This window comes from Pseudorhodoferax soli, assembly GCF_003337555.1.
Taxonomy (GTDB): domain Bacteria; phylum Pseudomonadota; class Gammaproteobacteria; order Burkholderiales; family Burkholderiaceae_C; genus Pseudorhodoferax; species Pseudorhodoferax soli.
Window position 1 is genome coordinate 602,379 of sequence record NZ_QPJK01000004.1, and the last position, 26,322, is coordinate 628,700.

At 69.6% G+C, this 26,322-nt stretch carries 25 protein-coding genes and 2 pseudogenes; 15 read left to right on the plus strand and 12 right to left on the minus strand.

The window, feature by feature from the left end; genetic code table 11:
• Positions 1-14 precede the first annotated feature (14 nt).
• The 5 genes and pseudogenes from DES41_RS37800 (at position 15) to DES41_RS17575 (ending at position 5,468) form a co-directional block, all read left to right on the plus strand.
• A complete protein-coding gene (locus DES41_RS37800; protein ID WP_147282873.1) occupies positions 15-560 on the plus strand; it encodes a hypothetical protein in 546 nt (181 codons plus the stop codon).
• Positions 561-812: 252 nt separating this feature from the next.
• Complete coding sequence (locus tag DES41_RS39825) at positions 813-1,214, plus strand: NERD domain-containing protein (protein ID WP_114468924.1); 402 nt, start codon at positions 813-815, stop codon at positions 1,212-1,214.
• The gene (locus DES41_RS17565; protein ID WP_114468925.1) at positions 1,211-2,260 is read left to right on the plus strand and encodes a PDDEXK nuclease domain-containing protein; all 1,050 of its coding nucleotides are present in this window, start codon (positions 1,211-1,213) and stop codon (positions 2,258-2,260) included. The genes DES41_RS39825 and DES41_RS17565 overlap by 4 nt, the downstream gene beginning before the upstream one ends.
• Before the next feature lie 101 nt (positions 2,261-2,361).
• Positions 2,362-4,183 (plus strand): annotated as a pseudogene (locus DES41_RS17570) (DEAD/DEAH box helicase).
• Positions 4,184-4,305: 122 nt separating this feature from the next.
• Positions 4,306-5,468: pseudogene (locus tag DES41_RS17575) on the plus strand (PDDEXK nuclease domain-containing protein).
• A 126-nt stretch (positions 5,469-5,594) separates the two neighbouring features.
• On the opposite strand, the gene DES41_RS17580 reads toward DES41_RS17575, so the two are convergent.
• A complete protein-coding gene (locus DES41_RS17580; protein ID WP_114468926.1) occupies positions 5,595-5,906 on the minus strand; it encodes a DUF4148 domain-containing protein in 312 nt (103 codons plus the stop codon).
• Between the two features lie 249 nt (positions 5,907-6,155).
• Between DES41_RS17580 and DES41_RS17585 the strand changes: the two genes are divergently transcribed.
• Positions 6,156-6,761: a class I SAM-dependent methyltransferase gene (locus tag DES41_RS17585; RefSeq protein WP_114468927.1), complete on the plus strand. Its 606-nt coding sequence runs from the start codon at positions 6,156-6,158 to the stop codon at positions 6,759-6,761.
• A gap of 24 nt (positions 6,762-6,785) precedes the next feature.
• On the opposite strand, the gene DES41_RS17590 is transcribed toward DES41_RS17585, so the two are convergent.
• Positions 6,786-7,694 carry a LysR family transcriptional regulator gene (locus tag DES41_RS17590; RefSeq protein WP_114468928.1) on the minus strand — a complete coding sequence of 303 codons (909 nt, stop codon included), beginning with the start codon at positions 7,692-7,694 and terminating at the stop codon, positions 6,786-6,788.
• A gap of 75 nt (positions 7,695-7,769) precedes the next feature.
• Between DES41_RS17590 and DES41_RS17595 the strand changes: the two genes are divergently transcribed.
• The 5 genes from DES41_RS17595 to DES41_RS17615 all read left to right on the plus strand — a co-directional run bounded on the left by DES41_RS17595 (position 7,770) and on the right by DES41_RS17615 (position 12,450).
• Positions 7,770-8,819, plus strand: coding sequence for a Kelch repeat-containing protein (locus DES41_RS17595; RefSeq protein WP_245965752.1), 1,050 nt, complete (start codon positions 7,770-7,772; stop codon positions 8,817-8,819).
• 137 nt (positions 8,820-8,956) lie between these two features.
• Positions 8,957-10,402, plus strand: coding sequence for an MFS transporter (locus tag DES41_RS17600; protein ID WP_114468929.1), 1,446 nt, complete (start codon positions 8,957-8,959; stop codon positions 10,400-10,402).
• Between the two features lie 106 nt (positions 10,403-10,508).
• Positions 10,509-10,835, plus strand: a complete 327-nt coding sequence (locus tag DES41_RS17605; protein ID WP_170168203.1) for a hypothetical protein — start codon at positions 10,509-10,511, stop codon at positions 10,833-10,835.
• Positions 10,836-10,988: 153 nt separating this feature from the next.
• A complete protein-coding gene (locus tag DES41_RS17610; RefSeq protein WP_114468930.1) occupies positions 10,989-11,603 on the plus strand; it encodes a hypothetical protein in 615 nt (204 codons plus the stop codon).
• 4 nt (positions 11,604-11,607) lie between these two features.
• On the plus strand, positions 11,608-12,450 hold the full coding sequence (locus DES41_RS17615) for a hypothetical protein (RefSeq protein WP_114468931.1): 843 nt from the start codon (positions 11,608-11,610) through the stop codon (positions 12,448-12,450).
• A 6-nt stretch (positions 12,451-12,456) separates the two neighbouring features.
• Here DES41_RS17615 and DES41_RS17620 read toward each other — a convergent pair whose 3' ends face one another.
• Positions 12,457-12,780 carry a hypothetical protein gene (locus tag DES41_RS17620; RefSeq protein WP_114468932.1) on the minus strand — a complete coding sequence of 108 codons (324 nt, stop codon included), beginning with the start codon at positions 12,778-12,780 and terminating at the stop codon, positions 12,457-12,459.
• Positions 12,781-12,978: 198 nt separating this feature from the next.
• Here DES41_RS17620 and DES41_RS17625 point away from each other — a divergent pair, with 198 nt between their 5' ends.
• Positions 12,979-14,442, plus strand: coding sequence for an aminotransferase-like domain-containing protein (locus tag DES41_RS17625; protein WP_114468933.1), 1,464 nt, complete (start codon positions 12,979-12,981; stop codon positions 14,440-14,442).
• 38 nt (positions 14,443-14,480) lie between these two features.
• On the opposite strand, the gene DES41_RS17630 is transcribed toward DES41_RS17625, so the two are convergent.
• From DES41_RS17630 to DES41_RS17640, 3 genes are all read right to left on the minus strand, one after another.
• Positions 14,481-15,449: a Bug family tripartite tricarboxylate transporter substrate binding protein gene (locus DES41_RS17630; protein WP_114468934.1), complete on the minus strand. Its 969-nt coding sequence runs from the start codon at positions 15,447-15,449 to the stop codon at positions 14,481-14,483.
• Positions 15,450-15,487: 38 nt separating this feature from the next.
• A complete protein-coding gene (locus tag DES41_RS17635; RefSeq protein ID WP_114468935.1) occupies positions 15,488-16,927 on the minus strand; it encodes an NAD-dependent succinate-semialdehyde dehydrogenase in 1,440 nt (479 codons plus the stop codon).
• Between the two features lie 133 nt (positions 16,928-17,060).
• Positions 17,061-17,252, minus strand: a complete 192-nt coding sequence (locus tag DES41_RS17640; RefSeq protein ID WP_114468936.1) for a hypothetical protein — start codon at positions 17,250-17,252, stop codon at positions 17,061-17,063.
• Between the two features lie 164 nt (positions 17,253-17,416).
• Between DES41_RS17640 and DES41_RS17645 the strand changes: the two genes are divergently transcribed.
• The 3 genes from DES41_RS17645 (at position 17,417) to DES41_RS17655 (ending at position 19,936) form a co-directional block, all read left to right on the plus strand.
• On the plus strand, positions 17,417-17,824 hold the full coding sequence (locus DES41_RS17645) for a 5-carboxymethyl-2-hydroxymuconate Delta-isomerase (protein ID WP_114468937.1): 408 nt from the start codon (positions 17,417-17,419) through the stop codon (positions 17,822-17,824).
• Between the two features lie 133 nt (positions 17,825-17,957).
• Positions 17,958-18,947 (plus strand): Bug family tripartite tricarboxylate transporter substrate binding protein, encoded by a 990-nt coding sequence (locus DES41_RS17650; protein ID WP_114468938.1) that lies wholly within the window; start codon positions 17,958-17,960, stop codon positions 18,945-18,947.
• Positions 18,947-19,936, plus strand: a complete 990-nt coding sequence (locus DES41_RS17655; protein WP_114468939.1) for a 2-dehydropantoate 2-reductase — start codon at positions 18,947-18,949, stop codon at positions 19,934-19,936. The genes DES41_RS17650 and DES41_RS17655 overlap by 1 nt, the downstream gene beginning before the upstream one ends.
• 1 nt (position 19,937) lies before the next feature.
• Here DES41_RS17655 and DES41_RS17660 read toward each other — a convergent pair whose 3' ends face one another.
• From DES41_RS17660 to DES41_RS17685, 6 genes are all read right to left on the minus strand, one after another.
• Complete coding sequence (locus DES41_RS17660) at positions 19,938-20,912, minus strand: Bug family tripartite tricarboxylate transporter substrate binding protein (protein WP_114468940.1); 975 nt, start codon at positions 20,910-20,912, stop codon at positions 19,938-19,940.
• A gap of 71 nt (positions 20,913-20,983) precedes the next feature.
• Positions 20,984-21,664, minus strand: coding sequence for a cysteine hydrolase family protein (locus tag DES41_RS17665; protein ID WP_114468941.1), 681 nt, complete (start codon positions 21,662-21,664; stop codon positions 20,984-20,986).
• Positions 21,664-22,599, minus strand: coding sequence for an ABC transporter permease (locus DES41_RS17670; RefSeq protein ID WP_114468942.1), 936 nt, complete (start codon positions 22,597-22,599; stop codon positions 21,664-21,666). The genes DES41_RS17665 and DES41_RS17670 overlap by 1 nt, the downstream gene beginning before the upstream one ends.
• A 4-nt stretch (positions 22,600-22,603) precedes the next feature.
• Complete coding sequence (locus DES41_RS17675; protein ID WP_114468943.1) at positions 22,604-23,713, minus strand: ABC transporter permease; 1,110 nt, start codon at positions 23,711-23,713, stop codon at positions 22,604-22,606.
• Positions 23,706-25,223, minus strand: a complete 1,518-nt coding sequence (locus DES41_RS17680) for an ABC transporter ATP-binding protein (RefSeq protein ID WP_114468944.1) — start codon at positions 25,221-25,223, stop codon at positions 23,706-23,708. The genes DES41_RS17675 and DES41_RS17680 overlap by 8 nt, the downstream gene beginning before the upstream one ends.
• Positions 25,220-26,311 (minus strand): BMP family ABC transporter substrate-binding protein, encoded by a 1,092-nt coding sequence (locus DES41_RS17685; protein ID WP_114468945.1) that lies wholly within the window; start codon positions 26,309-26,311, stop codon positions 25,220-25,222. The genes DES41_RS17680 and DES41_RS17685 overlap by 4 nt, the downstream gene beginning before the upstream one ends.
• Between the last annotated feature and the right edge of the window lie 11 nt (positions 26,312-26,322).

Genomic DNA, 26,322 nt, shown 5'->3' on the forward strand with positions numbered 1-26,322 from the left:
TCACCATATCCGGGTTGCTCAACCCTACGGCCATTGATCGATTAATAATTGCCTCGGGTGGAGTCACGCGTGACTTCATCGGAATTTTTGCAAACTCAATTAATCAAGCCAGAAATCGTGACAAAAGCCATCATCGCGGACCGAAAATTGGGGCGGAGGATGTGAATCTTGCTACTGGCGACTACTCACCCCTGAAGCAGGAAGAGTTTAAACTGGACACAGACTCTGAGCGAAAAATACTCGAGGACGAGTTCAAATCGCTGGTTGATTTTTGCACCGAAACATCAAAATGCAATGTCTTCCTGGTTTCTCAGAAACTCGTCGGACCGGTTCGCGAATCAATCGATCAACTGATTGACTTGCGATTGGTGCATCCGGTTAAATCAAGAGTAACCTTGAAAAAAGGAGCGTCAGGCGAGCTTTTCGAAGCCTACATGCTTGATCTAAGTCAATACACTGCAGCCAGAAAAGTTCACGAATTCAAAATGATTGACCTTGGAAGCGCCGATAAAGATGAAGATATACGCAAGGCTTCCCTCATATACTCTGGTTCGCAGTAAAATTACCTCATCCCTCGACGCCCGGGATGCCACAAATATCCAACCATGCCGGTTAACCCTTTGTCCCATCAGGGGCAATTGTGATGGAATTTTCTGATTGCTGCGAAATTGGCGGAATGTCCATAACCCGAAACTCATTGGCGCCTGCGGCACTGAGCAATCCCACTGAAGCGTGAAGCCTGCAGAGAGAAAGTCGACTTTGCATCTTCACATTTGCCGGCGCAACGCACACATTATGTGAGGTCCGCTGGCATGACCACACTCGTCCCCTCCCTAGGCTCCTGCGAACTCCGCATGACCAACGGCGAGCGTTGCCTCGCCGAACGCCTGGAGCAGCAACTCGATGAGGATTACCTGCTCTGGTACGACGTGCCCGTCGGCCTGAAGCAAACGGACCCGGATTTCGTCGTCCTAAACCCGCGGCGTAGCCTGCTGATCCCGGAGACCAAGGACTGCCGGCTGGACACGATTCAGAGCGGCACGCCCCCGCTTCGGCGGCGCGCGATGCCGACAAAAGCTGCAGCGCGCAGCTGCCCCAGCCTGCACCAACGCATCGACACAAGAACACTTGACCTGCATCCCACGGCGCGCGGCCCCGTATCGACGCATCGGGTCCGCGCGTGTCTGGCAGCAGGACGGAGCTTGACGGCATGACCGAGATCACTCGCCACACCGACTACCGCCAGGCGCTGGCCGCCATCAAGCAGCGCATCCAGACATCGCAGACCCGGGCCGTGCTGGCCGTGAACGCCGAGCTACTGAGTCTGTACTGGGATATTGGCCGACAGCTGGACGTCCTGCAACGCGAGCGCGCCTGGGGTTCAGCAGTGGTTGAGCAGATGGCGCTGGACTTGCAGGCCACGTACCCCGGCATGAAAGGCTTCTCGCGCACCAGCCTGTTCGCGATGCGGCAGTTTTATGCCTTCTTCAGTCCGCAGTTCGAAATCGTCCCACAGCCTGTGGGACAAATCCCCTGGGGCCATGTGCGCACGCTGCTGTCCAAGGTGAAGTCGGTGGACCAGGTGTTGCTGTACGCACAAGCCTGCACCGAGCACGGCTGGAGCCGCACGGTGCTGGAGTGGCAGATTGCGCAACGCTTCCACGAGCGCGCGGGGCAGGCCGTGGGCAACTTCGCCAAGACCTTGCCGGCACCCCAGTCGGAGCTGGTACAGCAAAGCCTGAAAGACCCGTATGTGTTCGACTTCCTCACGCTGGCCCCGCAGGCGGTGGAGCGGGACATCGAGAACCAGCTGGTGGCCCAGATCACACGCTTCCTGCTGGAGCTGGGCAAAGGGTTTGCATTTCTGGGTCGGCAGTATCCCTTGGTGGTGAATGACAGAGACTACTTTCTCGACCTGCTGTTCTACCACGCGCGCCTCAAGTGCTATGTGGTCATTGAACTGAAGGCAGGCGCATTCAAACCGGAGTACGTGGGCAAGCTGAACTTCTATCTGTCGGCGGTCGATGACCAACTGCGCGCAGCGGACGACCAACCGACCATCGGCCTGATTCTGTGCAAGGACAAGGACAAGCTGGACGTGGAGTACGCCTTGCGAGACATCCACAAACCCATGGGCGTGAGTTCATTCATCACCAAGGACATTCCTTTGTCGGTGCAGTCACAACTGCCGACCGTCGAAGAAATCGAAACGGAGTTGACTGCGCTGATCCAGGACGGCGAGAAAGCGCCGGATGCGTAGCGGCAAGATCACCGCCGCACCCCGGCGCTTGAAAGCCACCGACAGGCACGTCGCTGCTGAAGCCAGCTTGGCGGGAAGCCGCACCGTTTAAGGCGCCCGCCATGGCCACCCTCATCCCCTCCCTCGGCTCCTGCAAACCCCGCATGACCAGCGGCGAGCGCCGCCTCGCCGAACGCCTGGAGCAGCAACTCGATGAGGACTACCTACTCTGGTACGACGTGCCCATCGGCCCGAAGCAGACGCACCGGACTTCGTCGTCCTGCACCCGCGGCGTGGCCTGCTGATCCTGGAGACCAAGGACTGGCGGCTGGACACCATCGTGAACACCACGCCCCAGCGCTGGGACATCCTGGCCGACGGGCGGCCCAAGACCGTCATCAACCCGCTGGCCCAGGCCCGGCATTGCGCCATCCAAGTGGTCAATGCCTTGGAGCGCGATGCCCAGCTCCTGCAGGCCAGCGGCCCGCACCAGGGCAAGCTCGCGTTTCCCTGGGGCCATGGTGTGGTGTTCACGCGCATCACGCGCCGGCAGTTCGAGTCATCCGGTCTGGGCGAAGCCATCGAGCCGCACCTCGTCATCTGCGCGGACGAGATGCACGAGGGCGAAGACGCCGAGCGATTCCAGCAGCGGCTGTGGGCAATGTTTCCCATGCCTTCGGGTCGCGCGTGCTCTCGCTGCCGCAGATCGACCGTGTGCGCTGGATCGTGTTTCCCGAGGTGCGCGTGCAGACCCAGGGCGCGCTATTCGACGACGAGGATGAGCAGGCGCAGTTGCCCAACATCCTGCGCGTGTTGGACCTCCAGCAGGAGCAACTGGCGCGCTCGCTGGGCGATGGTCACCGCGTGATCCACGGCGTGGCGGGCTCGGGCAAGACCATGATCCTGGGCTACCGGGCCGAATACCTGGCCAAAGCGGCCGGCCCGGGCAGCAAACCCGTGCTGGTGCTCTGCTACAACGAGCCGTTGGCCGTGAAGCTGGCGGCCATGATGCTGGCACGCGGCCTCGGCGATCTGGTGCATGCGCGCCACTTCCACAAGTGGTGCCGCCAGCAGCTGGTGGCCTTCGGCCAACCGCTGCCGGGCCAGGGGCCGGGCATGTTCGACGAGATGGTCGAGGGCGTCATCCGCGCGGTAGACCGGCGGCAGACTCCGTCGGGCCAGTACCGGGCCATCCTGATCGACGAAGGCCACGACTTCGCGCCGCCCTGGCTGCGTCTGGTCACGCAGATGGTGGACCCGGAGACGAACAGCCTGCTGCTGCTCTACGACGATGCGCAGAGCATCTACGAGCGCCAGCGCAACCGGCAGTTCAGCTTCAAGAGCGTGGGCATCCAGGCGCAAGGGCGCACCACCATCCTGAAGATCAACTACCGCAACACGCGCCAGATCCTGCAGACGGCCAGCCTGATCGCCGCCGAGTTGCTGAGCCCGGACGAGAAGGACGAGGACGGCATTCCGCTGGTGCAGCCCGTCTCGTGCGGGCGCGAAGGCGCAGAGCCGGTGTTCATCCGCCTGCCGACCTTGCAGCAGGAGGCGCACCGCATCGTCGACCTGCTCGGCAGCCTGCACGACGGCGAAGGGCACGCCTGGAGCGACATGGCCATCGTCTGCCGTGACTATGCGGCCATGGACACCTGCGCATCGGCATTGCGGCGGCGCGGCCTGCCGCTGCAGCTGCGCAAGCGCGCGGGCGACTACAACCCCGCCGCCGACGCCATCACGGTGATGACGGTGCGGGTGAGCAAGGGGCTGGAGTTCCCAGTGGTCGCCATGCCTGGCATGGGCCACATGCCCGCGCCGGACCAGGACGAGCAGGAGGAGGCACGCCTGTTCTACGTGGGTGCCACGCGCGCCACGCAGCGGCTGATCGTGGGCGTGAGTGGCGACGGGGCGTTCGGGCGCAGGCTGCACCCGGGCGATTGAGTGGCGGCGCCATTCGGTGCCACGGCACCCAGCCCGTGCTGGGCATCGGCGCCGGCTCGGGCCGCGACGCTACCGCGCTGGCGCAGCGAGTCACCCCAAGCCTTGCGCCAGCATGATCATCCATGTCGGACACCAAGAAGACCAAGGCCCACCCCTCCGCCGATGGCCCTGTGGGTGATGCCCTGCCCAGCGCCGTCGGACGCATGCAGGACTACGACGGGATCCATCACGACATCGTTGCGTTGTTGGAGAGCGCCCGCCGCTCCGCTGCGCGTAGCGTCAATTCGCTCATTGCGGCGAGCTATTGGGCAGTCGGGCAGCGCATCGTGGAATTCGAGCAGGGTGGCAAGGACCGGGCGGCGTATGGGGACGCCTTGATCCAGCGCCTGTCCACCGACCTGTCGGCGCGCTTCGGGTGTGGCTTCATCAGGCAGAACCTTCAGCAGATGCGCATGTTTTACCAAGCGTGGCCCATGAACCAGATTCGCCAGACACTGTCTGCGATTTCTGGAGGCCAGGCGCCGCTGGCGCAGGCCTTCCCGCTGCCGTGGTCCGCCTACGTGCGCCTACTCTCCCTCAAGAGCCCCGGCGCCCGCAACTTCTACGAGACCGAAGCCCTGCGTTGCGGCTGGAGCGTGCGCCAGCTGGACCGCCAGATCAACAGCCAGTTCTATGAGCGCATCGCGCTGTCGCGCAACAAGGCGGCCATGCTGCGAAATGCGGAACACGCCGAGTCTGGCGATGCCATCACGCCCGAGCAGGCACTGAAGGATCCCTTCGTGCTGGAGTTTCTGAACCTCAAGGACGAGTACTCCGAATCCGACCTGGAAGAGACGCTGATCGAGCACCTGGCCGACTTCCTGCTGGAGTTGGGCGACGACTTGCCTTTGTCGGCCGCCAGCGCCGCCTGCGGCTGGACGACATCTGGTTCCGGGTCGACCTGCTGTTCTTTCATCGCCAGCTGAAGTGCTTGCTGGTCATCGACCTCAAGATCGGCAAGTTCAGCCATGCCGACGCGGGCCAGATGCATATGTACCTGAACTACGCCCGCGAGCACTGGATGAAGCCCGGCGAGAACCCACCCGTGGGCCTGATCCTGTGCGCCAGCAAAGGCAGCAACGAAGCGCACTACGCGCTGGAAGGACTGTCCAACAAGGTCTTGGCCGCCGAGTACCAGACCGTGCTGCCGGATGAGAAGCTGCTGGCCGCGGAACTGGACAGGACGCGGCGGGAGCTGGAAGCGAGGCGGACTGCGCGCAGTGGCGAGTCGGGGAACGGCGAATAAGGGCGTCGCCCCCGGGCCGGCCAGCCGGTGCGCGCAGGCGGCAGCAGACGTGGCATGCGCCGACTGTGCCGCCAGGAACGACAAAACCGCCCGAAGGCGGTTTCGTCACGGAGCGTTCGAAGCCTCTCAGACTTCGCCGCCCACCAGTTGCCCATGCCGCACGGCGTAGACGGCTTCGGCGCGGACGGCATCGCGAGACAGCGTGCTCTTGGCTGTGGCCACGGCGCCCACGTCGGCACCTTCGCCCAGTTCGGGCAGCGCGTCGTTGCGCAGGGCTTGCAGGTAGTCTGCGCGCACGGCTTCGCGGGTCAGGGTGCTCTTGGCGCTGCTCACGGGGGGCACGTAGCCGACTTCACCGCTGATGTTGTCGCCAGCGAAGCTGGGAGCTGCTGCAAAACCGGCGGCGGCGATCAGGGCGGAGGCGATGAACTTGTTCATGATGGATTCCTTTGAAAGTGACGGTTGCGATTGCTCATGTCGGCGGGGCTGGACCTTCCTTCCCCGTCCTCGATGAGTCGGCTTGTGTGCGCCTCATCGATGGGTTGAATTGTGGAAGCCGCACTCCGAAAGAAAAACCAGCCACTGGGCAAAGGATCGTTTCCACGCGCTGAACAATCGCCGCATGCGCGCGCGCCGAGCGGGAGCCAGCGGACGATCAGTCCCCCCACCATGCGACCATCCGCCACCATGACCCAGATCCCCGGCACAGCCGGCTACGGCGCCCACGCAGCCGCCCTGGCCGACCAGTACGAAAGCCTGTCGTTCGCCGACCTGCACCGCGATGTGCTGCACCTGTTTCCCACCACGCCCAGCCGCGTGCTGGACATCGGCGCCGGCTCGGGGCGCGACGCCGCAGCGCTGGCGCAGTCGGGCCACCAGGTCACGGCCGTCGAGCCGACGGCAGAACTGCGCGCCGAAGGCCAGCGCCGCCACGCCGCGCTGGGCCTCGCCTGGGTGGACGACCACCTGCCGCACCTGCACCGCGTGCGCGCCCTGGGCCAGCGCTTCGACCTGGTGCTGCTCACCGCCGTCTGGATGCACCTGGATGCGCCCGAGCGCGCAGCCGGCATGCCGGCCCTCGCGCAACTCGTGGCCGATGGCGGCCAGGTGGTGATGTCCCTGCGCCATGGGCCGGTGCCGGACGAGCGCCGCATGTTCGACGTGTCGGCCGAGGAGACCATGGCGCTGGCGGCGGAACACGGCTTCACCTGCCACCACCAGGGCACGCGCGGCGACGTGCTGGGGCGCGACGGTGTGTGGTGGAGCGTGGTGGCCTTGCGACGCAACGCATGACACGCCGCCCTTCCCCAGACCTATCTAAGCCGCCACCGCACCCCCACCCCGCGCCTTCGCAAAATCGATGAAGGCCCGCAAGGCCGAAGGCACATAGCGCTGGCGCGGGTAGTACAGGAAAGGCCGGCCCAGCCCCGGTGACCAATCCTCCAGCAAACGCACCAGCGAACCGGCCTCCAGCTCGCGCACGGCGTACTGCTCGTGCACGTAGGCCACGCCCACGCCGGCCACGGCGGCGTTGACGGCGATCTGCGCGTCGTTCACGGTCAGCGGGCCGGCAGGGTCCACGCGCACGGTTTCGCCATGCTTGCGAAAGCTCCACACGAAGATGCTGCCGCCCTGGAAGCGGCGGCGGATGCAGGCGTGGTCGGCCAGGTCGGCCGGCCGCCGGGGCGGCGGCAGGTTCAGCAGGTACGACGGCGCCGCCACCACGGCGTAGCGCTGCGGCGGGCCGATCGGCACGGCCACCATGTCCTGGTCCAGGTCGCTCTCGAAGCGCACGCCGGCGTCGAAGCCGGCCTGCACGATGTCGATCTTGGCGGCGTCGGCGGTGAGCTCGATCTCCACATGCGGATGTGCGCGCAGGAAATCGGCCACCAGCGGCGCCAGCAGGAACTGGGCGACAGGCGCGGGCGCGTTGATGCGCAGCGTGCCCATGGGCGATGCGCGGTGCAGGTTCACGCGGTCGACCGCGTCGCGGATCTGGTCGAGTGCGGGCGCCAGCTGCAGCAGCAGCTGCTCGCCCGCGGCAGTGGGCGCCACGCTGCGGGTGGTCCGGCGCAGCAGCACCATGCCCAGCTGCTCCTCTAGCCTGCGCAGGGTCTGGCTGATGAGAGCGGGCGACACACCACGTTCCAGCGCGGCACGGCGAAAGCTGCGGTGCCGCGCCACGGCGGCGAATGCGTCCAGGTCGCCCAGGGCCGGTTTCGCCATTGTTCACACAGGCTAAAGAATCTGTGCAGCATTGTGCATCTAGTGTTTTGCGCATGGCTGCCTACGATGTAGGGCATGCACGCACACCCACCCACCTTCGCCATGCACCGCCGCGATGTCCTGCGCCTGGCCACCGGTCTTGCCGCAGCGCCGCTGCTGCGCCCCGCCACCGCACAGGATGCCTCCCCGCGCTGGACCACGGCCGCACCCGCTTCGCTGGCGCGGCAGGAGCTGTACCCCGAGGTGCTGGACGGCAAGATCTACGTGGCGGGTGGGCTGCTGAGCCCGAACACGGGCTACTCCGCACACCTGGAGGCCTACGACCCCGCCACCGACCGCTGGACGCGGCTGGCCACGCTGCCCGAAGCGCGCCACCACATCGCGCTGGCTGCAGCCGGCGGCCTGCTCTACGGCGTGGGCGGTTTCAGCGGCGGCTTTCCGAACTGGCAGGCGCAGGCCTCGGTCCATGTGTACGACCCGGCCGCCGACCGCTGGCGCGACGGGGTGGCGCTGCCGGCGCCCGGTGCCGAGGGCGTGGCCGCCGCCGTGGCGGGCAAGATCTACCTGGTGGGCGGGCGGCTGCGTGGCACGGCCGATGCGCGGCACTTCAATGCGCATGTGAACACCGCGCGCGCCCTGGTGTTCGACCCCGCCGCGGGCCGCTGGTCGGCCATTGCCGATGCGCCCACCGCACGCAACAGCGCGGCCTCGGCCGTCATCGACGGGCGGCTCTACGTGGTGGGCGGGCGCCAGGCCCTGCCGCAGCCGGACGGCACGCTGCGCCAGGTGAACGTGCCGCAGCTGGAGGTGTACGACCCCGCCAGCGACCGCTGGACCACGCGCGCGCCCATGCCCCAGGCCCAGGGCGGCCTGGCTGCGGCGGCCTGGGGTGGCCGGCTCTACGTGTTCGGCGGCGAGCAGTGGGTGCCCGAGCAGAAGGTGTTCGCCGACTGCTGGGTCTACACACCCCGCACCGACCAGTGGGCCGCGCTGCCGCCGCTGCCCACGCGGCGCCACGGCCTGGGCGCCGCCACGGTGGGCAACCGCATCCACGTGTTCGGCGGTGGCACGCGCGTGGGCGGCGATGCGGCCACCGATGTGCACGAGGTGCTGGTGCTCGGGTAGACAGGGCTGGCGGGTGGCACGTGCGCCAGCCTGCGCTGGCGCAGCGGCACAGCGGCGCCGGTGCCTGCACGCGGCCGGACGGACCGGCGACATCGGCCGACAGACGACCCCGCCGGGCTGCGCTACACCTGCAGCCCATGACCGCAGCCAGCACCATCCCCGCGCGCCTGGACAACCTGCCCTGGTCGCGCTGGCATTGGCGCGTGGTGCTGGCGCTGGGCATCGCCTGGGTGCTCGACGGGCTGGAGGTGACCATCGTCGGCTCCTTCGGCAGCATGCTGGAGCGGCCCGACACACTGGCGCTGACGGCCACGCAGGTCGGCTGGGCCGGGTCGCTCTATGTGGGCGGCACGGTGGTCGGTGCGCTGGTGTTCGGCCGCATGGCCGATCGGCTCGGGCGCAAGAAGCTGTTCCTGATCACGCTGGCCGTGTACATGCTGGCCACCATGGCCACTGCGTTCTCGCCGGGGTTCGCCATGTTCGCGGTGTGCCGCTTCATGACGGGCGTGGGCATCGGCGGCGAGTACGCGGCCATCAACTCGGCCATCGACGAGCTGGTGCCGGCGCGCGTGCGCGGCCGTGTGAGCCTGGCCATCAACGGCAGCTTCTGGATCGGCGCCGGCCTGGGCGCGGCGCTGAGCCTGGTGCTGCTCGACACCCGCTGGCTGGCCGTGGACCTGGGGTGGCGGCTCGGGTTTCTGCTGGGGGCCGTGCTGTCGGTCGCGGTGCTGGTGGTGCGGCGCCACGTGCCCGAGAGCCCGCGCTGGCTGATGGCACACGGCCGCGCGCACGAGGCCGAAGCCATCGTCTCGGCCATCGAGGCCGAGGTGCGCAGTGATCGGCCCGGCTGGCAGCCCGCCGCATCGGCCGACACCGGCCCGCACTTCACCCGCGCAACGCTGCCGGGGTTCCGCCAGGTGGCCTGGGTGCTGCTGCACCACTACCGCCAGCGCAGCGCGGTGGTGCTGGCGCTGATGGTGTCGCAGGCCTTCTTCTACAACGCGATCTTCTTCACCTACGCGCTGGTGCTCACGCGCTTCTATGCGGTGGAGCCGGCCAGCGTGGGCCTGTACATCCTGCCGTTCGCTGCGGGCAACGTGCTGGGGCCGCTGCTGCTGGGGCCTCTGTTCGACCGCATCGGGCGGCGTTTCATGATCGCGCTCACGTACGGGCTGTCGGGCCTGGGGCTGCTGCTGACCGGGCTGGGCTTCCTGTACGGCGTGCTGGACGCGACCACGCAGACGCTGGCCTGGTCCGCCGTGTTCTTCCTGGCCTCGGCCGCAGCCAGCTCGGCCTACCTGACCGTCAGCGAGGTGTTCCCGCTGGAGATGCGCGCGATGGCCATCGCGATCTTCTTCGCGGTGGGCGCGGGCATCGGCGGCTTCGCGGCGCCGGCGCTGTTCGGCGCGCTGATCGAGACCGGCAGCCGGGCCAATGTGTTCGTGGGCTACGCGGTGGGCGCGGCGCTGGTGGTGGTGGCGGCCGGCATCGCCTGGCGTTGGGGCATCGACGCCGAGGGGCGTTCGCTGGAAGACATCGCGCCGCCCCTGGGCAGCGCGCCGCAGGGGCCGCACGCCCCTTGAGCTGCCACCGGCAGCGCGCTGGGCCTACGCGCGAAGCGGCGCGGCCCTGACGCGGGCGCGGCAAGCGCGCCGCACACTGCGTCATTTGCACAGACGGGAGCGCACGATGGAACCGATGAAGCCGATGGAACCCATGAAGCCGATGAAGCCGATGGCACCGATGCAGCCCATGCAGAGCGACGACAGCTGGTGGCCCCAGGGCCTGTCCAACCCTTCGTCCACCGGCGCCCAGAACGACCTGCAGTACGCGTTCTTTCCGCAGCAGCGGCGCCTGGCGATCCGCCGTGGCGGCTCGGTGCAGCAGTACGACACGGGCGAGCTGGCGATCTCGGGTGTCGGCCAAAGCCAGAGCGGCCAGGGGCCTGGCGCCGAACCGGTGTTCTCGACCGCGCAGGGCGAGATCGCGTTGTCCAGCCTGCGCAAGGTCGACTGAGGCGCCTGGGCCCGGGCTGGCGCAGGCCGCAGCGGCTCGCGCTGCGCCAGGGAGGGCGCGCACGGTGAACGCAAGGCCACCCGCGGGCGCCACTGCGCACTGCCGCCGCGCCGCACTGCCCTCACAATGGCGCATTCCGGGAGGGACGCCGCCATGAGAGTTCCGTTCGCGCAACTGCATGCGCCGCTGTTCGCGGTGGTGGTGTTCGGCACGCTGGCCTTGTCGCGCCTGCTCTCGCTGGTGATCCCGACGGACTTCTACTTCACGTTCCAGTCGCTGTTCTCCGACCGCAGCCCGCAGAACCTGCTGTGGTCTGCGCTGGGCAAGACCGCCGCGCCGCTGGTGGCGGGCCTCGCCGCAGGGCTCTGGTGCACGCTGCGCTGGCGCCCGGGCAGCGGGCAGGCACTGGGCCCGCGGCCCGGCTTCGTGCGGCGCGTGCGCGGGCAGTTCGGCCCCACGCTGTTCGCGGCCGGCTTCTTCGCGGCCTTGCTGTCGGCCTGGCCTGCCATGGTCTATTGGGACCTGATGGCCAACCCCGCCGTGGCCCACCTCAAACCCGTGTTCTTCGGGCTCTATGTGCTGTACATGCTGGGCTTCGGCTATGTGAGCCTGCTCGGCCTGCTGCTGGCCATCTACCTGCACGAGCACTGGCAGGGCGGGCCGCCCGGCACGGCCTCGGTGTCGATGAAGGAGCTCTCCCGGGTCGGCGCCCTGTGGCTGTTCAACTCAGGCCTGGCCGCGACCGCCATGAAGCTGCTGACAGGCTGAACCCATGGCCCGCATTCCTGAACCTGCATCCCTGAGCGCCGACGGCCGGCGCGCCTTGCGCGTGCCGCTGGTGCTGGGCGCGCTGGTGCTGGCCGCCACGCTGTGTGTCCCGGCGACGCAGTACCTGGACCTCTCCACCCCGGAGGACCAGGGGCAGCGGTCTTTGCCCGTCCTGGTGCAAAGCCTGGAGGCGCAGGGCCGCGTGGCCGACCAGCCCGATGCCGACCGCGTGGCCGACACCCGCAACCTGGTGGCGGCCAACATCCTGCTGCGCTCGGGCTACCTGACGCGCGCCAGCGTGCAGACCGACCCGGCCACCAGGCGGCCGCTCTATGCGCTGTCGCTCCAGCCCGAAGTGCGGGGCTGCGCCAGCGTGCCGCAGGACGCACCGGCCGGCGCGCAGGCCAAGCCGGCGCTGCCTCTGGACGAAGCCGGCGGCCTGGCCATCGCCGCCGTGGCGGTGGAGAAGTTCAACCGCCACGCGGTGCACCGCACGCTGGAATGGGCGCTCGCGCGGTCCGTGCTGGCCCTCACCGGGCGCCTGCCAGAGCTCTCGCTGGGGCCGGCGCAGATCCGGCCTGCCGCGGTGCGGCGCCTGGTTGCGGCCGGGGTCGGGGGCGCGGCATGGCGTCCGCTCGGCCAGGACGACCACGCCCTGGCGCTGGCCCTGGGCGACGAGTGCCGGGCACTGGGGCTTGCGACGGCCCTGCTGGCCATGCAGGCCTGCACGGACTGCAGCGACCCGGCCGCGCATGCGCTGCAGGCCTATGGTGGCCAGCGTCCGCGGACCGACGCGGTGATCGACTACGTGCCGATCGTCCAGACCATGGCCGCGATGGCGCAGTAGCGCGCCTCAGCAGGCCGCCGGCCGCACCGCGCCGCGCCGGCGCAGCAGCCAGCCCTGCAGCCGTGCCAGCGGCGTGCGCGAAGGCAGCTGCACCAGCTGCGCCTCGCCCAGGGCGTGCACGCACAGCCAGCCGGCCTGCTCCACCACATAGGCCTGGCCCTCGCCCACCTGCCGGGCGACCGGCTGCATGCGCTCGGCCAGCCAGCGCGGCGCCTCTTCGATGCGCACGGCGCCGCGCGCGGCGAGCAGCGTGGTGCCGGCGTCCACGGCCAGGTACAGGCGCTGGCCAGCGGCGAGAGGGGTGGTCTGAAGAGGGGTGGTGGCATCCATGGCGGGCTCCGGTTCAAGGGGTCAGAACATGGGCACATCGTAGGCAGGGGCTTCTGTGCGGAACAGGCACAGCAGCCACCCATCTGCACCGGAACAGCGACACCGAAAAGTCATCTGTTATGGTCCTTCGGCCCGCCATCTGCATCTGTTCGGCCGCCAGCCTGCGGCGCAAGATCACGCCCACTTCCCCTCCGCCCCATGCCTTCCACGCCCCGATACCGCCAGATCGCCGAGCACTACCTGCAGGCCATCCGGGCCGATGCGCTGCAGCCGGGGGACCGCCTGCCCTCGCTGCGCGAACTCATGCAGCTGCACGGCGTGAGCCTGTCCACCGCGCTGCAGGTGTGCCGCACCCTGGAGAGCGAGGGCTGGGCCGAGGCGCGCGAGCGCTCGGGCTACTTCGTGACGCGGCCGCGGCGCCTGAAGATCGTGCCCATGGACGAGCCGGCCACCGACCGCGCGCCGGACCCGGCGCAGTTCGTCGGCATCCACGAGAAGGTGTCGGCCTTCGTGACGCAGCGGCGCGCGCACGCGGTGCACCTGAACCTGTCGACCGCACGCGGCGCGCCCGCGCTGTATCCGGCCGAGGCCATGCGCAACGCCGTCACGCGGGCGCTGCGCCAGCATCCCGAACTGCTGACCCAGGCCACGCCCTCGCGCGAGCGCACGCCGTTCCGCGAAGCCGTGGCCCAGCGCGCCGTGCGCGTGGGCATGGCCTTGTCGCCCGAGGAGGTGCTGCCCACGCACGGCTGCATCGAGGCGCTGAACCTGGCGCTGCGCGCCGTGGCCCAGCCCGGCGACACGGTGGCCGTGGAGTCGCCCACCTTCTACGGCCTGCTGCAGGTGCTGGAGACGCTGGGCATGCGCGCGCTGGAGATCCCTACGAGCCCGCAGACCGGCCTGTCGATCGAGGCGCTGGAGCTGGCCATCGCGGCCTACCGCGACATCAAGGCGGTGGTGGTGGTGCCGCACCTGCAGAACCCGCTGGGCAGCGTGATGCCGGACGCGCACAAGGCCCGGCTCGCGGCGCTGTGCGAGCAGCACGGCATGGCACTGATCGAGGACGACACCTACAGCGAGCTGCTGGACGCGCCAGCCCCGGCCCGCGCACTCAAGTCCTTCGACCGCAGCGGCAACATCATCCACTGCGCTTCGCTGCACAAGGTGCTGGCGCCGGGGTTGCGGCTGGGGTGGATCAACGCGGGCCGCTGGCAGGCGCGCGTGGAGATGCTCAAGTACGCCCAGTCGCGCAGCAACGAGGCGCTGGCGCAGTGGGCGGCCGGGGGCTTCATGGCCTCGGGCGGCTACGACAGGCACCTCAAGCAGCTGCGCGCCAGCCTGCGCACGCAGCGCGAGCGCACGGCCGAGGCGATCACGCAGCACTTTCCGCCCGGCACGCGGCTGAACCTGCCACCGGGTGGGCTGCAGCTGTGGGTGGAGCTGCCGCGGCAGCTGTCGTCGGTGGCGGTGTTCGACGCGGCGCTGCGCGAGCACATCCTGGTGGCGCCGGGCACGCTGTTCTCCAACACCACGCGCTGCGACCACTATGTGCGCATCAACTGCGGCCTGCCGTGGACACCGGCGCTGGAGGCCGGCCTGCGGCGGCTGGGCGAGATCGTGTGCGCCCAGTACGCGGCCGGGGCGGTGCGCGCCGCCGCGTAGGCGCTGCGCGGCGGGGCCGGCGCCCCAGCCGCAGGCGCCTATTCGATCTTCGCGCCCGAAGCCTCGACGATGCCCTTCCACTTCTGGTAGTCGCTCTTGACCAGCGCGCCGAACTGATCGGCCGTCATGCGCTGGATCTCGGCGCCCTGGGCCTGCACCGCAGCCACCATGTCGGGCATGGCGAGGACTTTGTCGACCTCGTTGTGCACGGTGGCAACGATCTCCTTGGGCGTGGCCGCCGGCAGGAACAGGCCATACCAGGTGCTGACGTCGAAGTCCTTGTAGCCGAGTTCGGCCACGGTCGGGATCTCGGGCGCGGTGGAGCTGCGCTTGGCCGAGGTCACGGCCAGTGCACGCAGCTTGCCCGACTTGAGCTGGCCGATGGCCGAGGGCAGCGAAGACACCATCAGGTCCACGTTGCCGGCCAGCACGTCCATCATGGCCGGGTTGGAGCCCTTGTACGGCACATGGCGGATGTTGATACCGGCAGCGGTCTTGAAGATCTCGCCGGCCAGGTGGATGGTGGTGCCATTGCCGGGCGAGCCGTAGGTGATCGTGTCCGGCGCGTTGCGCGCCGCGGCCACCACGTCGCCCAGCGTGCGAAAGCGCGAGGTGCTGGACGTGACGATGACCACCGGCGTGTAGGCGATGTGCGAGACCGCGACCAGGTCGCGCGTGGGGTCCCACGGCAGGTTCTTGTACAGCCAGGGCCCGACGACCAGGTTGTCCTTCTGGCCCATGACCATCTCGTAGCCCGTGGGCGCGGCACGCACGGCCTCGCCGATGCCCACGGTGCCGCCGGCACCGGCGCGGTTGTCGGCCACCACCGTCCACTTGACGTGCTCGGTCAGCTTGGTGGCCACCAGGCGCGACAGGATGTCGGTGCCGCCGCCGGGCGGGAACGGCACGATCAAACGGATCGGCTTGCTCGGATAGGCCTGGGCGAGCGACAGGCCCGGGGCCAGCGCGCCGGCGGCCAGCGCGCTGCAGAAGGTGCGGCGGAACATCGAAGTCTCCTTGTTGGTATGGCTCACCGGGCGCACGCTCAGACGTTGGTGATCGACACCGAACGCGTGTTCAGGTAGGCCTCCATGGCCTCCGGGCCGCCTTCGGAGCCGTAGCCCGAATCCTTGATGCCGCCGAACGGCAGTTCGGCCGAGGGCGTGGCGGGCTGGTTGATCCACAGCATGCCGACTTCCACGCGCTGCGACAGGATGTGCGCGTTCTTCAGCGAGCTGGTGAACGCGTAGCCGGCCAGGCCGAAGGACAGGCGGTTGGCTTCGCTGATGGCGTCCTCGATCTTGTCGAACGGGCGGATCGCGGCCATGGGGCCGAAGGGCTCGTCGTTGAAGACCTTGGCCGACAGCGGCACGTCGTTCAGGATGGTGGGCTGCCAGAAGTTGCCGGAATCGCCGATGCGTTCGCCACCGGCCAGCAGCGTCGCGCCCTGCTTCACCGCGTCCTGCGTGAACTCGGCCATGGCGGTCAGGCGGCGCGGGTTGGCCAGCGGGCCCATGGTGGTGCCTTCGGTCAGGCCGTCACCGACCTTGAGGCCGCGTGCGTAGGTGGCCAGCGTCTCGGCGAATTCCTTCTGCACGCTGCCGTGCACCAGGAAGCGCGTGGGCGAGATGCAGACCTGGCCGGCGTTGCGGAACTTGGCGGCACCGGCGGCCTTGACGGCCAGCGCGATGTCGGCGTCGTCGCAGACGATCACGGGGGCGTGGCCGCCCAGTTCCATGGTCACGCGCTTCATGTGCTGGCCCGCCAGGCCGGCCAGCATCTTGCCCACCGGCGTGGAGCCCGTGAACGTGACCTTGCGGATGATCGGGTGCGGGATCAGGTAGTTGGAGATCTCGGCCGGGTTGCCGTAGACCAGGCCGACCACGCCGGCAGGCAGGCCGGCATCGGCGAACGCCTGGATCAGCGCGGCGGGCGAGGCCGGCGTCTCTTCGGGGGCCTTGATCAGCATGGAACAACCGCTGGCCAGGGCAGCCGACAGCTTGCGCACCACCTGGTTGATCGGGAAGTTCCAAGGCGTGAAGGCGGCGACCGGGCCGATCGGGTCCTTCACGACCAGCTGGCGCACGGCCAGGCTGCCGCGCGAGGGCACGATGCGGCCGTACACGCGTTGGCCTTCGTCGGCGAACCACTCGATGATGTCCGCGGCGGCCATGGCTTCGCCCTTGGCCTCGGCCAGCGGCTTGCCGTTTTCCTGGGTCAGCACGGCGCCGATCTCGGCGGCGCGTTCGCGCATCAGCGCGGCGGCGCGGCGCATGGTGCGGGCGCGCTCGATGGCCGGGATGTCGCGCCAGACTTCGAAGCCCTTCTGCGCAGCGGCCAGGGCGCGGTCCAGGTCCTTGACGCCGGCATGCGCCACGCGGCCGATTTCCTTGCCCGTGGACGGGTTGAACACGGCCAGCGTGCGGCCGTCGGCGGCGTCCTGCCATTCACCGGCGATGAAGAGTTGGGTGCTGGGGTAGGTCATGACAAGCTCCTGGAGAGGTGTTGGACAAGGCGTCGGAAGACGGAAAGCCGGCGATTGTCCATGGTTTCGCTGGCGGCCACGGACGTGGCCAGCCACAGCCCCGCAGCGGCTACGGGACTGGCTGAGACGGGATTCAGGCGCGCAGGAAGGAGCGGCTGCCGTGCCCGCGCACACGCGCCAGCCGGCGCATGAGCCGGTCGATGGCGACCGGGTCGGGATCGGCGTCGCACTGCAGCTCGAACAGCGTCGCGCGCAGGCGCCCGATCAGCCGGGCCTGGCGCAGGCTGGGCGTGGGGCGGGGTGCGGGCTGGCGGTGGTCGGGCATGGAGGGGCTCCCGGAGGGATGGGGCGGACGACAGGGCCGCACGCGCCCATTGTGGGAACGGCGCTGCCGGCGCGGCGTCGGTCCGCGGCCAGCGGCCATGTAGGCTGCGGGACGACAGCGCGCCACAGCGACAATGCCCGGCTTTCACCGCCGGAGACCGCCCCATGCCCCATCTCGTCGTGCTCTACAGCCCCAACGTGGAACCGGCCACCGACATGGGCGCGCTGTGCCGCCAGCTGTCAGACACCATGCTGGCGCAGCGCGACGACGCCGGCAAACAGGTCTTCCCGACCGGCGGCACGCGCGTGCTGGCCTTCGCGGCGGCGCACTACGCCGTGGCCGACCACCAGGGCGACTACGCCTTCATCTACCTGAACCTGCGCATGGCCAAGGGCCGGCCCGCGGCGCTGCAGCAGCGCATCGGCGAGGCGCTGATCGCCGCTGTGCGCGAGCAGCTGGCGCCGGTTTTCGGCAGCCGCCCCATCGGCGTGACGCTGCAGATCGACGAAGGCCATGAGGTCTTCGACGCCAAGCACAGCAACCTGCACCCGCTGTTCGGCCCGCCGGTCTGAACCCCGGGCGCCAGACCATGGCGCACCGCAACATACTAGAAAACACGGGTATCGGCGGCACTGGCGCGCACCCACAATGGCGCGCCCAGCGGCACCAATGCCGCGCACCACTTGTCCACCCGAGGAGTACAAAATGTCCATGAACCGCCGCCAACTGCTGCAGTCCGCCAGCGCCGGCGCCCTGCTGTCGGCCATCGGCCAGCAGGCCCTGGCCCAGGCCCACCCGGAGCTGCTGCGCATCATCACCGGCTTCGCGGCCGGCGGCACCTCGGACACCATCTGCCGGCGTGTCGCCACGCAGCTGGCGCCCAGCTACGCCAAGACCGCTGTGGTGGAGAACCGCACCGGCGCGGGCGGCCAGATCGCCATCCAGTTCGTCAAGTCGGCCGCGCCGGACGGCGCCACGCTGCTGCAGACGCCCACGTCCATGCTGACGATCTACCCACACATCTACAAGAAGCTGGCATACGACCCCAAGGCCGACCTGGCGCCCGTCTCGCTGGGCTGCGTGTTCGATTTCGGCCTGGCCGTGGGCCCGGCCGTGCCGGCCAGCGTCAAGAGCGTGCCCGAGTTCCTGGCCTGGGCCAAGGCGAACCCGGCCGGCGCCAACTTCGGTTCGCCTGCGGCCGGCTCCACGCCGCACTTCATCGGTGCGCTGCTGGGCAAGAGCGCGGGCGTGGACCTGAAGCACGCGGCCTACCGCGGCACCCAGCCCGCCATGCTGGACCTGCTGGGCGGCAACGTCTCGGCGGTGTCGGGCCCGGTCGGCGACCTCACGCAGCACCTGCCCAGCGGCAAGGTGCGCATCCTCGGCACCTCGGGCAGCAAGCGCAACCGCTTCGCGCCCGACGTGCCGACCTACGATGAGCAAGGCATCAAGGAGGGCACGCACAGCGAGTGGTTCGCCTTCTTCCTGCCCGCCAAGACCCCGGCCGACACCGTCAGCCACCTGAATGCCGCGATGAAGACCGCACTGGCCAACAAGGACGTGGTCGACGGCCTGGCCGGCTTCGGCCTGGAAGCCATGTCGTCCTCGCCGGCCGAACTGGCCGAGCTGGTGGCGCGCGACACGGCCAAGTGGGGACCGATCGTGAAGGCCGTGGGCTTCACGGCCGAAGGCTGATGCCGGCGCGCTTCCAACGCGTCTGCGTGTTCGGCGCAGGCGCCATCGGCGGCTGGATCGGCGCCCGGCTGGCCCTGGCCGGCTGCGACCTGAGCGCCGTGGCGCGCGGCGAGACGCTGGCCGCCCTGCAGGCCCATGGCCTGCGGCTGGACCAGGGCGGCGAGACGCTGACCGCCCCCGTCCGCGCCAGCGCCGACCCGGCCACGCTCGGCGTGCAGGACCTCGTGCTGGTGGCCGTGAAGGCCCCCGCGATGGCCCAGGTGGCCGAGCGCATCGCGCCGCTGCTGGGGCCGCAGACCGTGGTGCTGACGGCCATGAACGGCGTGCCGTGGTGGTTCTTCCAGGGCTTCGGCGGCACCTACGCCGGCCGCAGCCTGGAAAGCGTGGACCCGGGCGGGCGCATCGCCGCTGCGATCCCGGCCGGAAACGTGCTCGGCTGCATCGTGCACGCCAGCTGCGCGCTGCACGGCTCGGGCTTCGTCAAGCACCACTTCGGCAACCAGTTGATCCTGGGCGAGCCGGCCGGCGGCGCAAGCGAACGCGTGCTGGCCCTGGCCGCGCTGCTGGCCAAGGCCGGCATCGACACCCAGGTGTCCGAGCAGATCCAGAAGGACTGCTGGTACAAGCTCTGGGGCAACATGACCGTGAACCCGATCAGCGCGATCACCGGCGTGACCACCGACCAGATCATGGACGACGAGCTGGTACGCGGCCTGGTCACCCAGGTGATGCTGGAGGCCAAGGAGATCGGCGCGCGCATCGGCATCCCGATCGCGCAGCGGCCCGAAGACCGCCACGCCGTGACGCGCAAGCTCGGCGCGTTCAAGACCTCGATGCTGCAGGACGTGGAAGCCGGCCGGCCCGTGGAACTCGACGCCCTGGTCGGCGCCGTGCGCGAGCTGGGCCAGATCACGCAGACGCCGACACCGTTCACCGACGCCTTGTTCGGCCTGGCCCGGTTGCACGCCCGCGGACGCGGGCTGTACTGACTCAGCTGGCGGTGATGCCGGCGTTGCGCACCACCTCGCCGAGGCGGCGCGTCTCGTCCGCGATGAAGGCGCCGAATGCCGCGCCGGCCAGCGGCCGCGGGATGCAGCCGCTGTCGGCGATGCGCGCCGCGACGGCCGGGTCGCGCACGGCCGCCAGCACCTGCGCCTCCAGCAGCGCCTTGCGCGCCGGCGGCACGTTGGCCGGCAGCAGCAGGCCGAACCAGCCCACCGAGACGAGGTCGGTGCCGGCCTCGCGCAGCGTCGGCACGTTGGCGAAGGCCGCAACACGCACGTCGCTGGTCACGGCCAGCGCCTTGACCTTGCCGCCACGCGCCAGCCCGGCCGCGGCCGAGATGGTCTGGAACATCACGTCCACGCGGCCCGCCATGAGGTCGGTGTTGGCCGTGCCGGTTTCCTTGTAGGGCACGTGCACCATGTCGAGCTTGGCCGTGCTGCTGAACTGCGCGCCGGCCAGGTGCAGCGAGGTGCCGTTGCCGATCGACGCGAAGGTCGCGCCGCCCGGCTTCCTGCGCGCGTAGGCGATGAACTCCTCGACCGTGTTGGCGGGCGAATCGGCCGGCACGATCATGAGGTTGGGCACCGTGGCGATCATCGCGACGGGCTCGAAATCGCGCTCGGGATCGAACGGCAGCGTGCGGAACAGGAAGCGGTTGACGGCCAGCGGCACGCCGGTCAGCAGCAGCGTGTAGCCCTCGCGGTCGCCCTGCGCCGCCGCCTGCGTGCCGATGTTGCCGCCGGCGCCGGCCCGGTTGTCGACCAGCACCTGCTGGCCCAGCGACTGCGCCAGCTTCTCGCCCACGGTGCGGCCCAGGAAGTCGGCCGCGCCGGCGGGCGGGAACGGCACCACCATGCGGATCGCGCGCGCCGGATAGGCGTCCTGCGCGTGGAGACCCGTGGTGGAGGTGGCCAGCGCGGCGGCGCCTGCGGCGAGGATGGTGCGGCGGGAGACGGACATCGGCAGAGCCCTTGCAGTGAGGTCAACGGTGCCAGGTCCGGCGCAAGAAGCGCGCCATACCACGCAATCCGTCAGCGGCCGGCGCGCCACTGCGCCAGCAGCGCCGCCGAATCCATCACCAGCCCCAGGTGCAGCGAGACCATGCTCAGCGCCGCGGCCTCGAGGTGGTCGTCCGTGCCACGCACCAGGTCGCGCAGCACGACCACGCGGTAGTTGTGGTTGTTGGCGTCGAAGGCCGTGTTCAGCACGCAGCAGTCGGTGAAGCCGCCGTCCAGCACCACGGTGGTGATGCCCTGGTTGCGCAGCAGGAAGTCCAGGTCGGTCGGGTAGAAGGCCGACAGCCGGCGCTTGTTCTCCACGCGCAGATCCTGCGGAAGCACCTCGGTGACCCACTCGGTCCAGCGGCTGCCCTCGATGGCGTGCGCGTCGGCGTTCGGGATCGGGCCGACGTGCAGCGGGAAGGTGCGGCGCCAGGCCGCGGGAATGCCGGCCAGGTCGTCCGCGCCGCCCGGGCGCAGCACCGACTTCACATGCACGATGGGCACGGCCAGCGCGCGCGCCGCACGGTGGAAGGCGTCGATGGGAGCCACCACGTCGCGGGCGCGCGGGGCCGGGCAGGGGCAGTCGGGGCTGTCCTCCAGGTGGCCGCGGTGCATGTCGATGGAGATGACCGCGGTGGTCGCCGGATCGAGGTAGTCGGCGAAGTCCGCGGGGGCGACCTCGCGGGTTTGTTCATAGACATGGATCTGCATCACCGTTCCTCACGGACATAGGGTTCGCCCAAGGCGCCGGGCTGGCTGCCCACGCCACCGCTGCCGCCACGCTGGCCGACGGCCACCCAGACCATCACGCCCAGCGTGACCACATAGGGCGTCATGAGCACGAAGTACTGCGGCAACTGCACGCCGGCCGCGGCCAGTTGGGGGATCAGCGCCTCGATGCAGCCGAACAGCACGGCACCGGCCAGCGCCTTCCACGGCGACCAGCGCGCGAAGATCACCAGGCCCACGGCGATCCAGCCGCGCCCGCCGGTCATGCCGGCGATCCACAGCTTGGTCGACAGCAGCGAGATGTAGGCGCCGGCCAGGCCGACCAGCGCGGCGCCGGCCAGGATCGCCAGGAAGCGCATGCCGCTGACCGGGATGCCGGCCGCGTCCGCCGCCTGCGGGTTCTCGCCCACCGCGCGCAGCTTCAGGCCCATGGCCGAGCGGTTCAGGAACAGCACCACCGCGAGGAAGATGAACGGCGTGAGGAAGGCCACCGGGTTCTGCCGGAACAGCCCGCCCACGACCGGCAGTCCGGACAGCGGCCACAGCGCCACCGCACCCTGCGCCGTGACGGGCTGGTTGGTCCAGCCCAGCAGCGTGCCGAGCAGGCTCGACAGCCCCTGGCAGAAGAACACCAGCGCCAGCCCGGCGATGACCTGGTGGATGCGCAGCCACACCACCATCACCGCGAACAGCGCCGAGACCGCGCTGGCCGCGGCCATGGCCAGCACCAGCGACACGCCGGTGGCGCCGAAGGCGAGTTGCGCGCCGATGGCGACCAGCGCGCCGACCAGCATCAGCCCCTCGGCGCCCAGCGCGAGCACCCCGGCGCGTTCGGTCAGGATCAGGCCCAGCGCGGCGAGCGCGTAGGGCACGGCGAAATCGGGGACGCTGCCCAGCCAGTGGCCAATCAATTCCATGGGATCACGACGGGAGAATCCGGCGCAGGCGGTGCCGGATGAAGAAATCGGAAGACGCCACGCTGATGACGACGATGGCCTGGATCAGCTGCACCATCGCGAACGGGATCTGGTAGAAAACCTGCAGGCTGCGGCCGGCCACGAACAGCAAGGCGATCAGCACGGCCACCACCGTGGCCGCCACCGGGTGGTTGCGCGCGAGGAAGGCGATCAGGATGCCCGAGAAGCCGTAGCCATGGTGGAAGGCCTGCGTGAGCCGCCCCTCCTGCCCGGCCGCCACGAGGAAGCCCGCGATGCCGGCCAGCGCGCCCGACACCAGCACCGCCGCCAGCACCATGCGCGCCACCGGCACGCCGGCCGCGCCGGCCATGGTCGGGTTGGCGTGCACGAAGCGCAGGTACAGACCCGCGCGGCTGGCGTTGACGAACCACCAGGCCAGCACCATCGCCAGCAGCGCCAGCGCGACGGCCGCGCCCGAGGGGCCGAAGAACTCCGGCAGCCGCTCGAAGGCCTGGAACTGCGGCGAATGCGGGAACGAACTTTGTGGATCCTTCCAGGCGCCGTACAGCAGGTGCAGCAGGAAGTTGCCGGCCACGTAGTTCAGCATCAGCGTGGCGATGATCTCGTTCACCCCGAGCCGCAGCTTGAGCAGCGCCGGCCCCCAGGCCCACAGCAGGCCGCAGCCGGCCGCCACGGCCATCATGAGCGGCAGGCGCAGCGCGGGCGGGCCGACCTCGAAGATCGACACCGCCGTGGCGCCGATGGCACCCCACACCATCTGCCCCTCCAGCCCCAGGTTCCAGAAGCGCGCGCGGAATGCGATGGACGCGGCCAGCCCGACCATGATCATCGGCGCGGCCTGGAACAGCACGGCCTGCAGGCTTTGCGCATCGAACACCGTGGCGACGATGAACTCCTGGAACAGCTCGCCGGCCGGCACGCCGGCCGCGACCAGGATGGCGCCCGAGATGGCCAGGCCCACCAGCACGGCCAGGGCGAGGACCAGCGCCTGCTGCTGCCACGGCATCTGCTGGCGGATCTCCAGCGTGTAGCGCCGGCTGGCGAGGGGCTCGAAGCGGCGCGGGGCCGGCGCGGCAAGAACGGATTCAGTCATGGTGGGTCATGGCCTGGCCAACGGCTTGGCGGTCGGCGGGTGCGTCGAACTCGGCCACGATGCGCCCGCGCGCCATCACCCCGATGCGGTCGGCCAGCGCCAGCACTTCGTCCAGGTCTTCGCTGATCAGCAGCACGGCGGCGCCACCGTCGCGTGCCGCGCGCAGCCGCGCATGCACCTGGGCGCTGGCGCGCACGTCCAGCCCGCGGCTGGGGCTGTGCGCCAGCACCAGCCGCGGCGCGCGGCTGAACTCGCGCGCGATGACGAGCTTCTGCGCGTTGCCGCCGGAGAGCAGCGCGGCCTTCTGCGCCACCGAACGAACCCCCAGCACATCGAAGGCGGCGACGGCCTCGCGTGCATCGAGAGCCATGCGGCGCTGGCGCAGCCAGGCGAAGGGCCCGTAGCGGCCGGACTGCACCTGGCCGATGCCGAAGTTCTCGGCCACCGACAGCGTGCCGGCCAGTGCATGGCTGTAACGGTCGGCCGGGATCGCGGCGATGCGCAGCGCGTGGCGTGCCGAGGGCGGCACGCGCGTGAGGTCCGCGCCGTCCAGGCGCAGCTCGCCGTTCAGATCGCGGGCCAGCCCCATGACCGCGCCGGCCAGTTCGCCCTGGCCGTTGCCGCCGACACCGGCGATGCCATAGATCTCGCCCGCGTGCACGGTGAGGTCCACGCCGTCGAGCGCGCGTTGGCCTCCACTGGCGGTCGTGGCCAGGCCACGCACCGAGAGCAGGGGCGCACCGCGCGTGCGCGCACCGGTCGGCCCAGCGGCTGCGGGCACGCCCTCGCCCACCGTCAGCCGCACGAGTTCGGCCACCGGCGTGGCGGCCGGGTCCACGGTGGCGACCGTGCGGCCGCCGCGCATCACGGTCACACGGTCGGCATAGGCCTTCACGTCGGCCATCTTGTGCGTGACCAGCACCACGGCCGCGCCCTGGCGCGACAGCGTGCGCACGGTGGTCAGCAAGTTCGCGGCCTCCTGGTCGGTCAGCACGGCGGTGGGCTCGTCCAGGATCAGGATGCGCGCACCGGCCAGCAGCACCTTCAAGATCTCCACACGCTGCTGCTCGGCGATCGACAGGCTGTCCACGCGCGCCAGTGGATCGATGGCGAAGCCCAGCGCCTCGGCCTGTGTGCGGATGCGCTGCGCCACCTCGGCCAGGCGCTGCCGGTAGCCCTGCGGCGGATCGGGTTCGGCCAGGCCCAGCAGGATGTTCTCGGCCACGGTGAACGGCCGCACCAGCTTGAAGTGCTGGTGCACCATGCCGATCCGGTGGCGTGCGGCATCGCGCGGCCCCTGCAGGCGCACGGGGTTGTCGTCCACCAGCAACTCGCCGGCCTCGGGCTTGTACAGCCCGGCCGCGATGTTCATCAACGAAGACTTTCCGGCGCCGTTCTCGCCGAGCAGGGCGTGCACCTCGCCCCAGCGCACGGTGACGTGCGCTTCGTTCAGTGCGAGGAAACCGTCGAAGCTCTTGCGGATGCCGGTCAGCGCGAGAGCATTGGTCATTTCTGCGTGGTCACGCCCTTGACGAACCAGTCCATCTTCCACAGGTCGGCATCGGACAGCACGGCACCCGCGGCCACGCGCTCCTTGCCCTCGCGGTCGGCCAGCGGGCCGGCGTAGATCTGCTTGCCCTTCAGCAGAGCATCGCGCTCGGCCTGGATCAGCTTGGCCTTGTCGGCCGGCACGGCAGCGCCGAAGCCGGCGATGTCGGTGCCGCCGGCACTCATCGGGATGAAGGCGCCGTAAGGGGCCGGCTTCCAGCCGCCGGCGATGACCTTCTTGAGTTCGGTCACGAGGAACTTGTCCCAGACCCAGACCGACGAGCACAGCGTGGCCTTGGGTGCGAACTGGCGCAGGTCGCGGTGGTGGCCGGTGCCGTAGACGCCGCGCTCCTGCGCGACGATCTGCGGCGTCGGGCTGTCGACGTGCTGGCCGATCACGTCGGCGCCCTGGTCGATCAGCGCCGACGCGGCTGCGCGCTCCTTGACCGGGTCGTTCCAGGTGCCGGTGTAGATCACGTTGACGGTGGCGGCGGGGTTCATCTTCTGCGCGCCCAGCGCGAAGGCGTTGACGGTCCAGTTGACGACGCCGAAGGGGTTGGCCGCGACGAAGCCCAGCTTGCCGCTCTTGGACGCCGCGCCGGCCGCCATGCCGCACAGGTACTGGCTTTCGTAGGTGCGGCCGTAGAACGACTCGAGGTTGGCGCCGTTGGTGGTGCCCGATGCGTTCAGGAAGGCCACCGTGGGGTGCTTGGCCGCGAGGTCCTTGAAGGCATCGGAGTGGCCGAAGGCGGTACCGATCACGATGTTGGCGCCGCGCGAGATGAAGCGCTCGGCCGCCGGCTTGATGACGGAGGCGTCCTCGGTGATGTTCTCGACGAACTGGATCTTCTGGCCCAGCTCCTTCTCGATCTTCACGCGGGCCTCGTCGAAGGCCTGCGTCCAGCCGCCGTCGTTCTTGGGGCCGTAGTACAGCATCGCGATGACGGGCTTGCCCTTGAGCGTGAAGCCCTCCTGGGCGAAAGCGACGGTGGGCACGACGGCGATGGCCGCAAGGCTCAGCGCGGTGGTGGAGAACAGGGTGCGCAGCATGGCAGACAGGC

Bases quoted from the DNA above. Each gene is read 5' to 3' on its own strand.
- DES41_RS39825 (WP_114468924.1), top strand. From the start codon at position 813: ATGACCACACTCGTCCCCTCCCTAGGCTCCTGCGAACTCCGCATGACC.
- DES41_RS17565 (WP_114468925.1), top strand. From the start codon at position 1,211: ATGACCGAGATCACTCGCCACACCGACTACCGCCAGGCGCTGGCCGCC.
- DES41_RS17580 (WP_114468926.1), bottom strand. From the start codon at position 5,906: ATGAACAAGTTCATCGCCTCCGCCCTGATCGCCGCCGCCGGTTTTGCA.
- DES41_RS17585 (WP_114468927.1), top strand. From the start codon at position 6,156: ATGACCCAGATCCCCGGCACAGCCGGCTACGGCGCCCACGCAGCCGCC.
- DES41_RS17590 (WP_114468928.1), bottom strand. From the start codon at position 7,694: ATGGCGAAACCGGCCCTGGGCGACCTGGACGCATTCGCCGCCGTGGCG.
- DES41_RS17595 (WP_245965752.1), top strand. From the start codon at position 7,770: ATGCACGCACACCCACCCACCTTCGCCATGCACCGCCGCGATGTCCTG.
- DES41_RS17600 (WP_114468929.1), top strand. From the start codon at position 8,957: ATGACCGCAGCCAGCACCATCCCCGCGCGCCTGGACAACCTGCCCTGG.
- DES41_RS17605 (WP_170168203.1), top strand. From the start codon at position 10,509: ATGGAACCGATGAAGCCGATGGAACCCATGAAGCCGATGAAGCCGATG.
- DES41_RS17610 (WP_114468930.1), top strand. From the start codon at position 10,989: ATGAGAGTTCCGTTCGCGCAACTGCATGCGCCGCTGTTCGCGGTGGTG.
- DES41_RS17615 (WP_114468931.1), top strand. From the start codon at position 11,608: ATGGCCCGCATTCCTGAACCTGCATCCCTGAGCGCCGACGGCCGGCGC.
- DES41_RS17620 (WP_114468932.1), bottom strand. From the start codon at position 12,780: ATGGATGCCACCACCCCTCTTCAGACCACCCCTCTCGCCGCTGGCCAG.
- DES41_RS17625 (WP_114468933.1), top strand. From the start codon at position 12,979: ATGCCTTCCACGCCCCGATACCGCCAGATCGCCGAGCACTACCTGCAG.
- DES41_RS17630 (WP_114468934.1), bottom strand. From the start codon at position 15,449: ATGTTCCGCCGCACCTTCTGCAGCGCGCTGGCCGCCGGCGCGCTGGCC.
- DES41_RS17635 (WP_114468935.1), bottom strand. From the start codon at position 16,927: ATGACCTACCCCAGCACCCAACTCTTCATCGCCGGTGAATGGCAGGAC.
- DES41_RS17640 (WP_114468936.1), bottom strand. From the start codon at position 17,252: ATGCCCGACCACCGCCAGCCCGCACCCCGCCCCACGCCCAGCCTGCGC.
- DES41_RS17645 (WP_114468937.1), top strand. From the start codon at position 17,417: ATGCCCCATCTCGTCGTGCTCTACAGCCCCAACGTGGAACCGGCCACC.
- DES41_RS17650 (WP_114468938.1), top strand. From the start codon at position 17,958: ATGTCCATGAACCGCCGCCAACTGCTGCAGTCCGCCAGCGCCGGCGCC.
- DES41_RS17655 (WP_114468939.1), top strand. From the start codon at position 18,947: ATGCCGGCGCGCTTCCAACGCGTCTGCGTGTTCGGCGCAGGCGCCATC.
- DES41_RS17660 (WP_114468940.1), bottom strand. From the start codon at position 20,912: ATGTCCGTCTCCCGCCGCACCATCCTCGCCGCAGGCGCCGCCGCGCTG.
- DES41_RS17665 (WP_114468941.1), bottom strand. From the start codon at position 21,664: ATGCAGATCCATGTCTATGAACAAACCCGCGAGGTCGCCCCCGCGGAC.
- DES41_RS17670 (WP_114468942.1), bottom strand. From the start codon at position 22,599: ATGGAATTGATTGGCCACTGGCTGGGCAGCGTCCCCGATTTCGCCGTG.
- DES41_RS17675 (WP_114468943.1), bottom strand. From the start codon at position 23,713: ATGACTGAATCCGTTCTTGCCGCGCCGGCCCCGCGCCGCTTCGAGCCC.
- DES41_RS17680 (WP_114468944.1), bottom strand. From the start codon at position 25,223: ATGACCAATGCTCTCGCGCTGACCGGCATCCGCAAGAGCTTCGACGGT.
- DES41_RS17685 (WP_114468945.1), bottom strand. From the start codon at position 26,311: ATGCTGCGCACCCTGTTCTCCACCACCGCGCTGAGCCTTGCGGCCATC.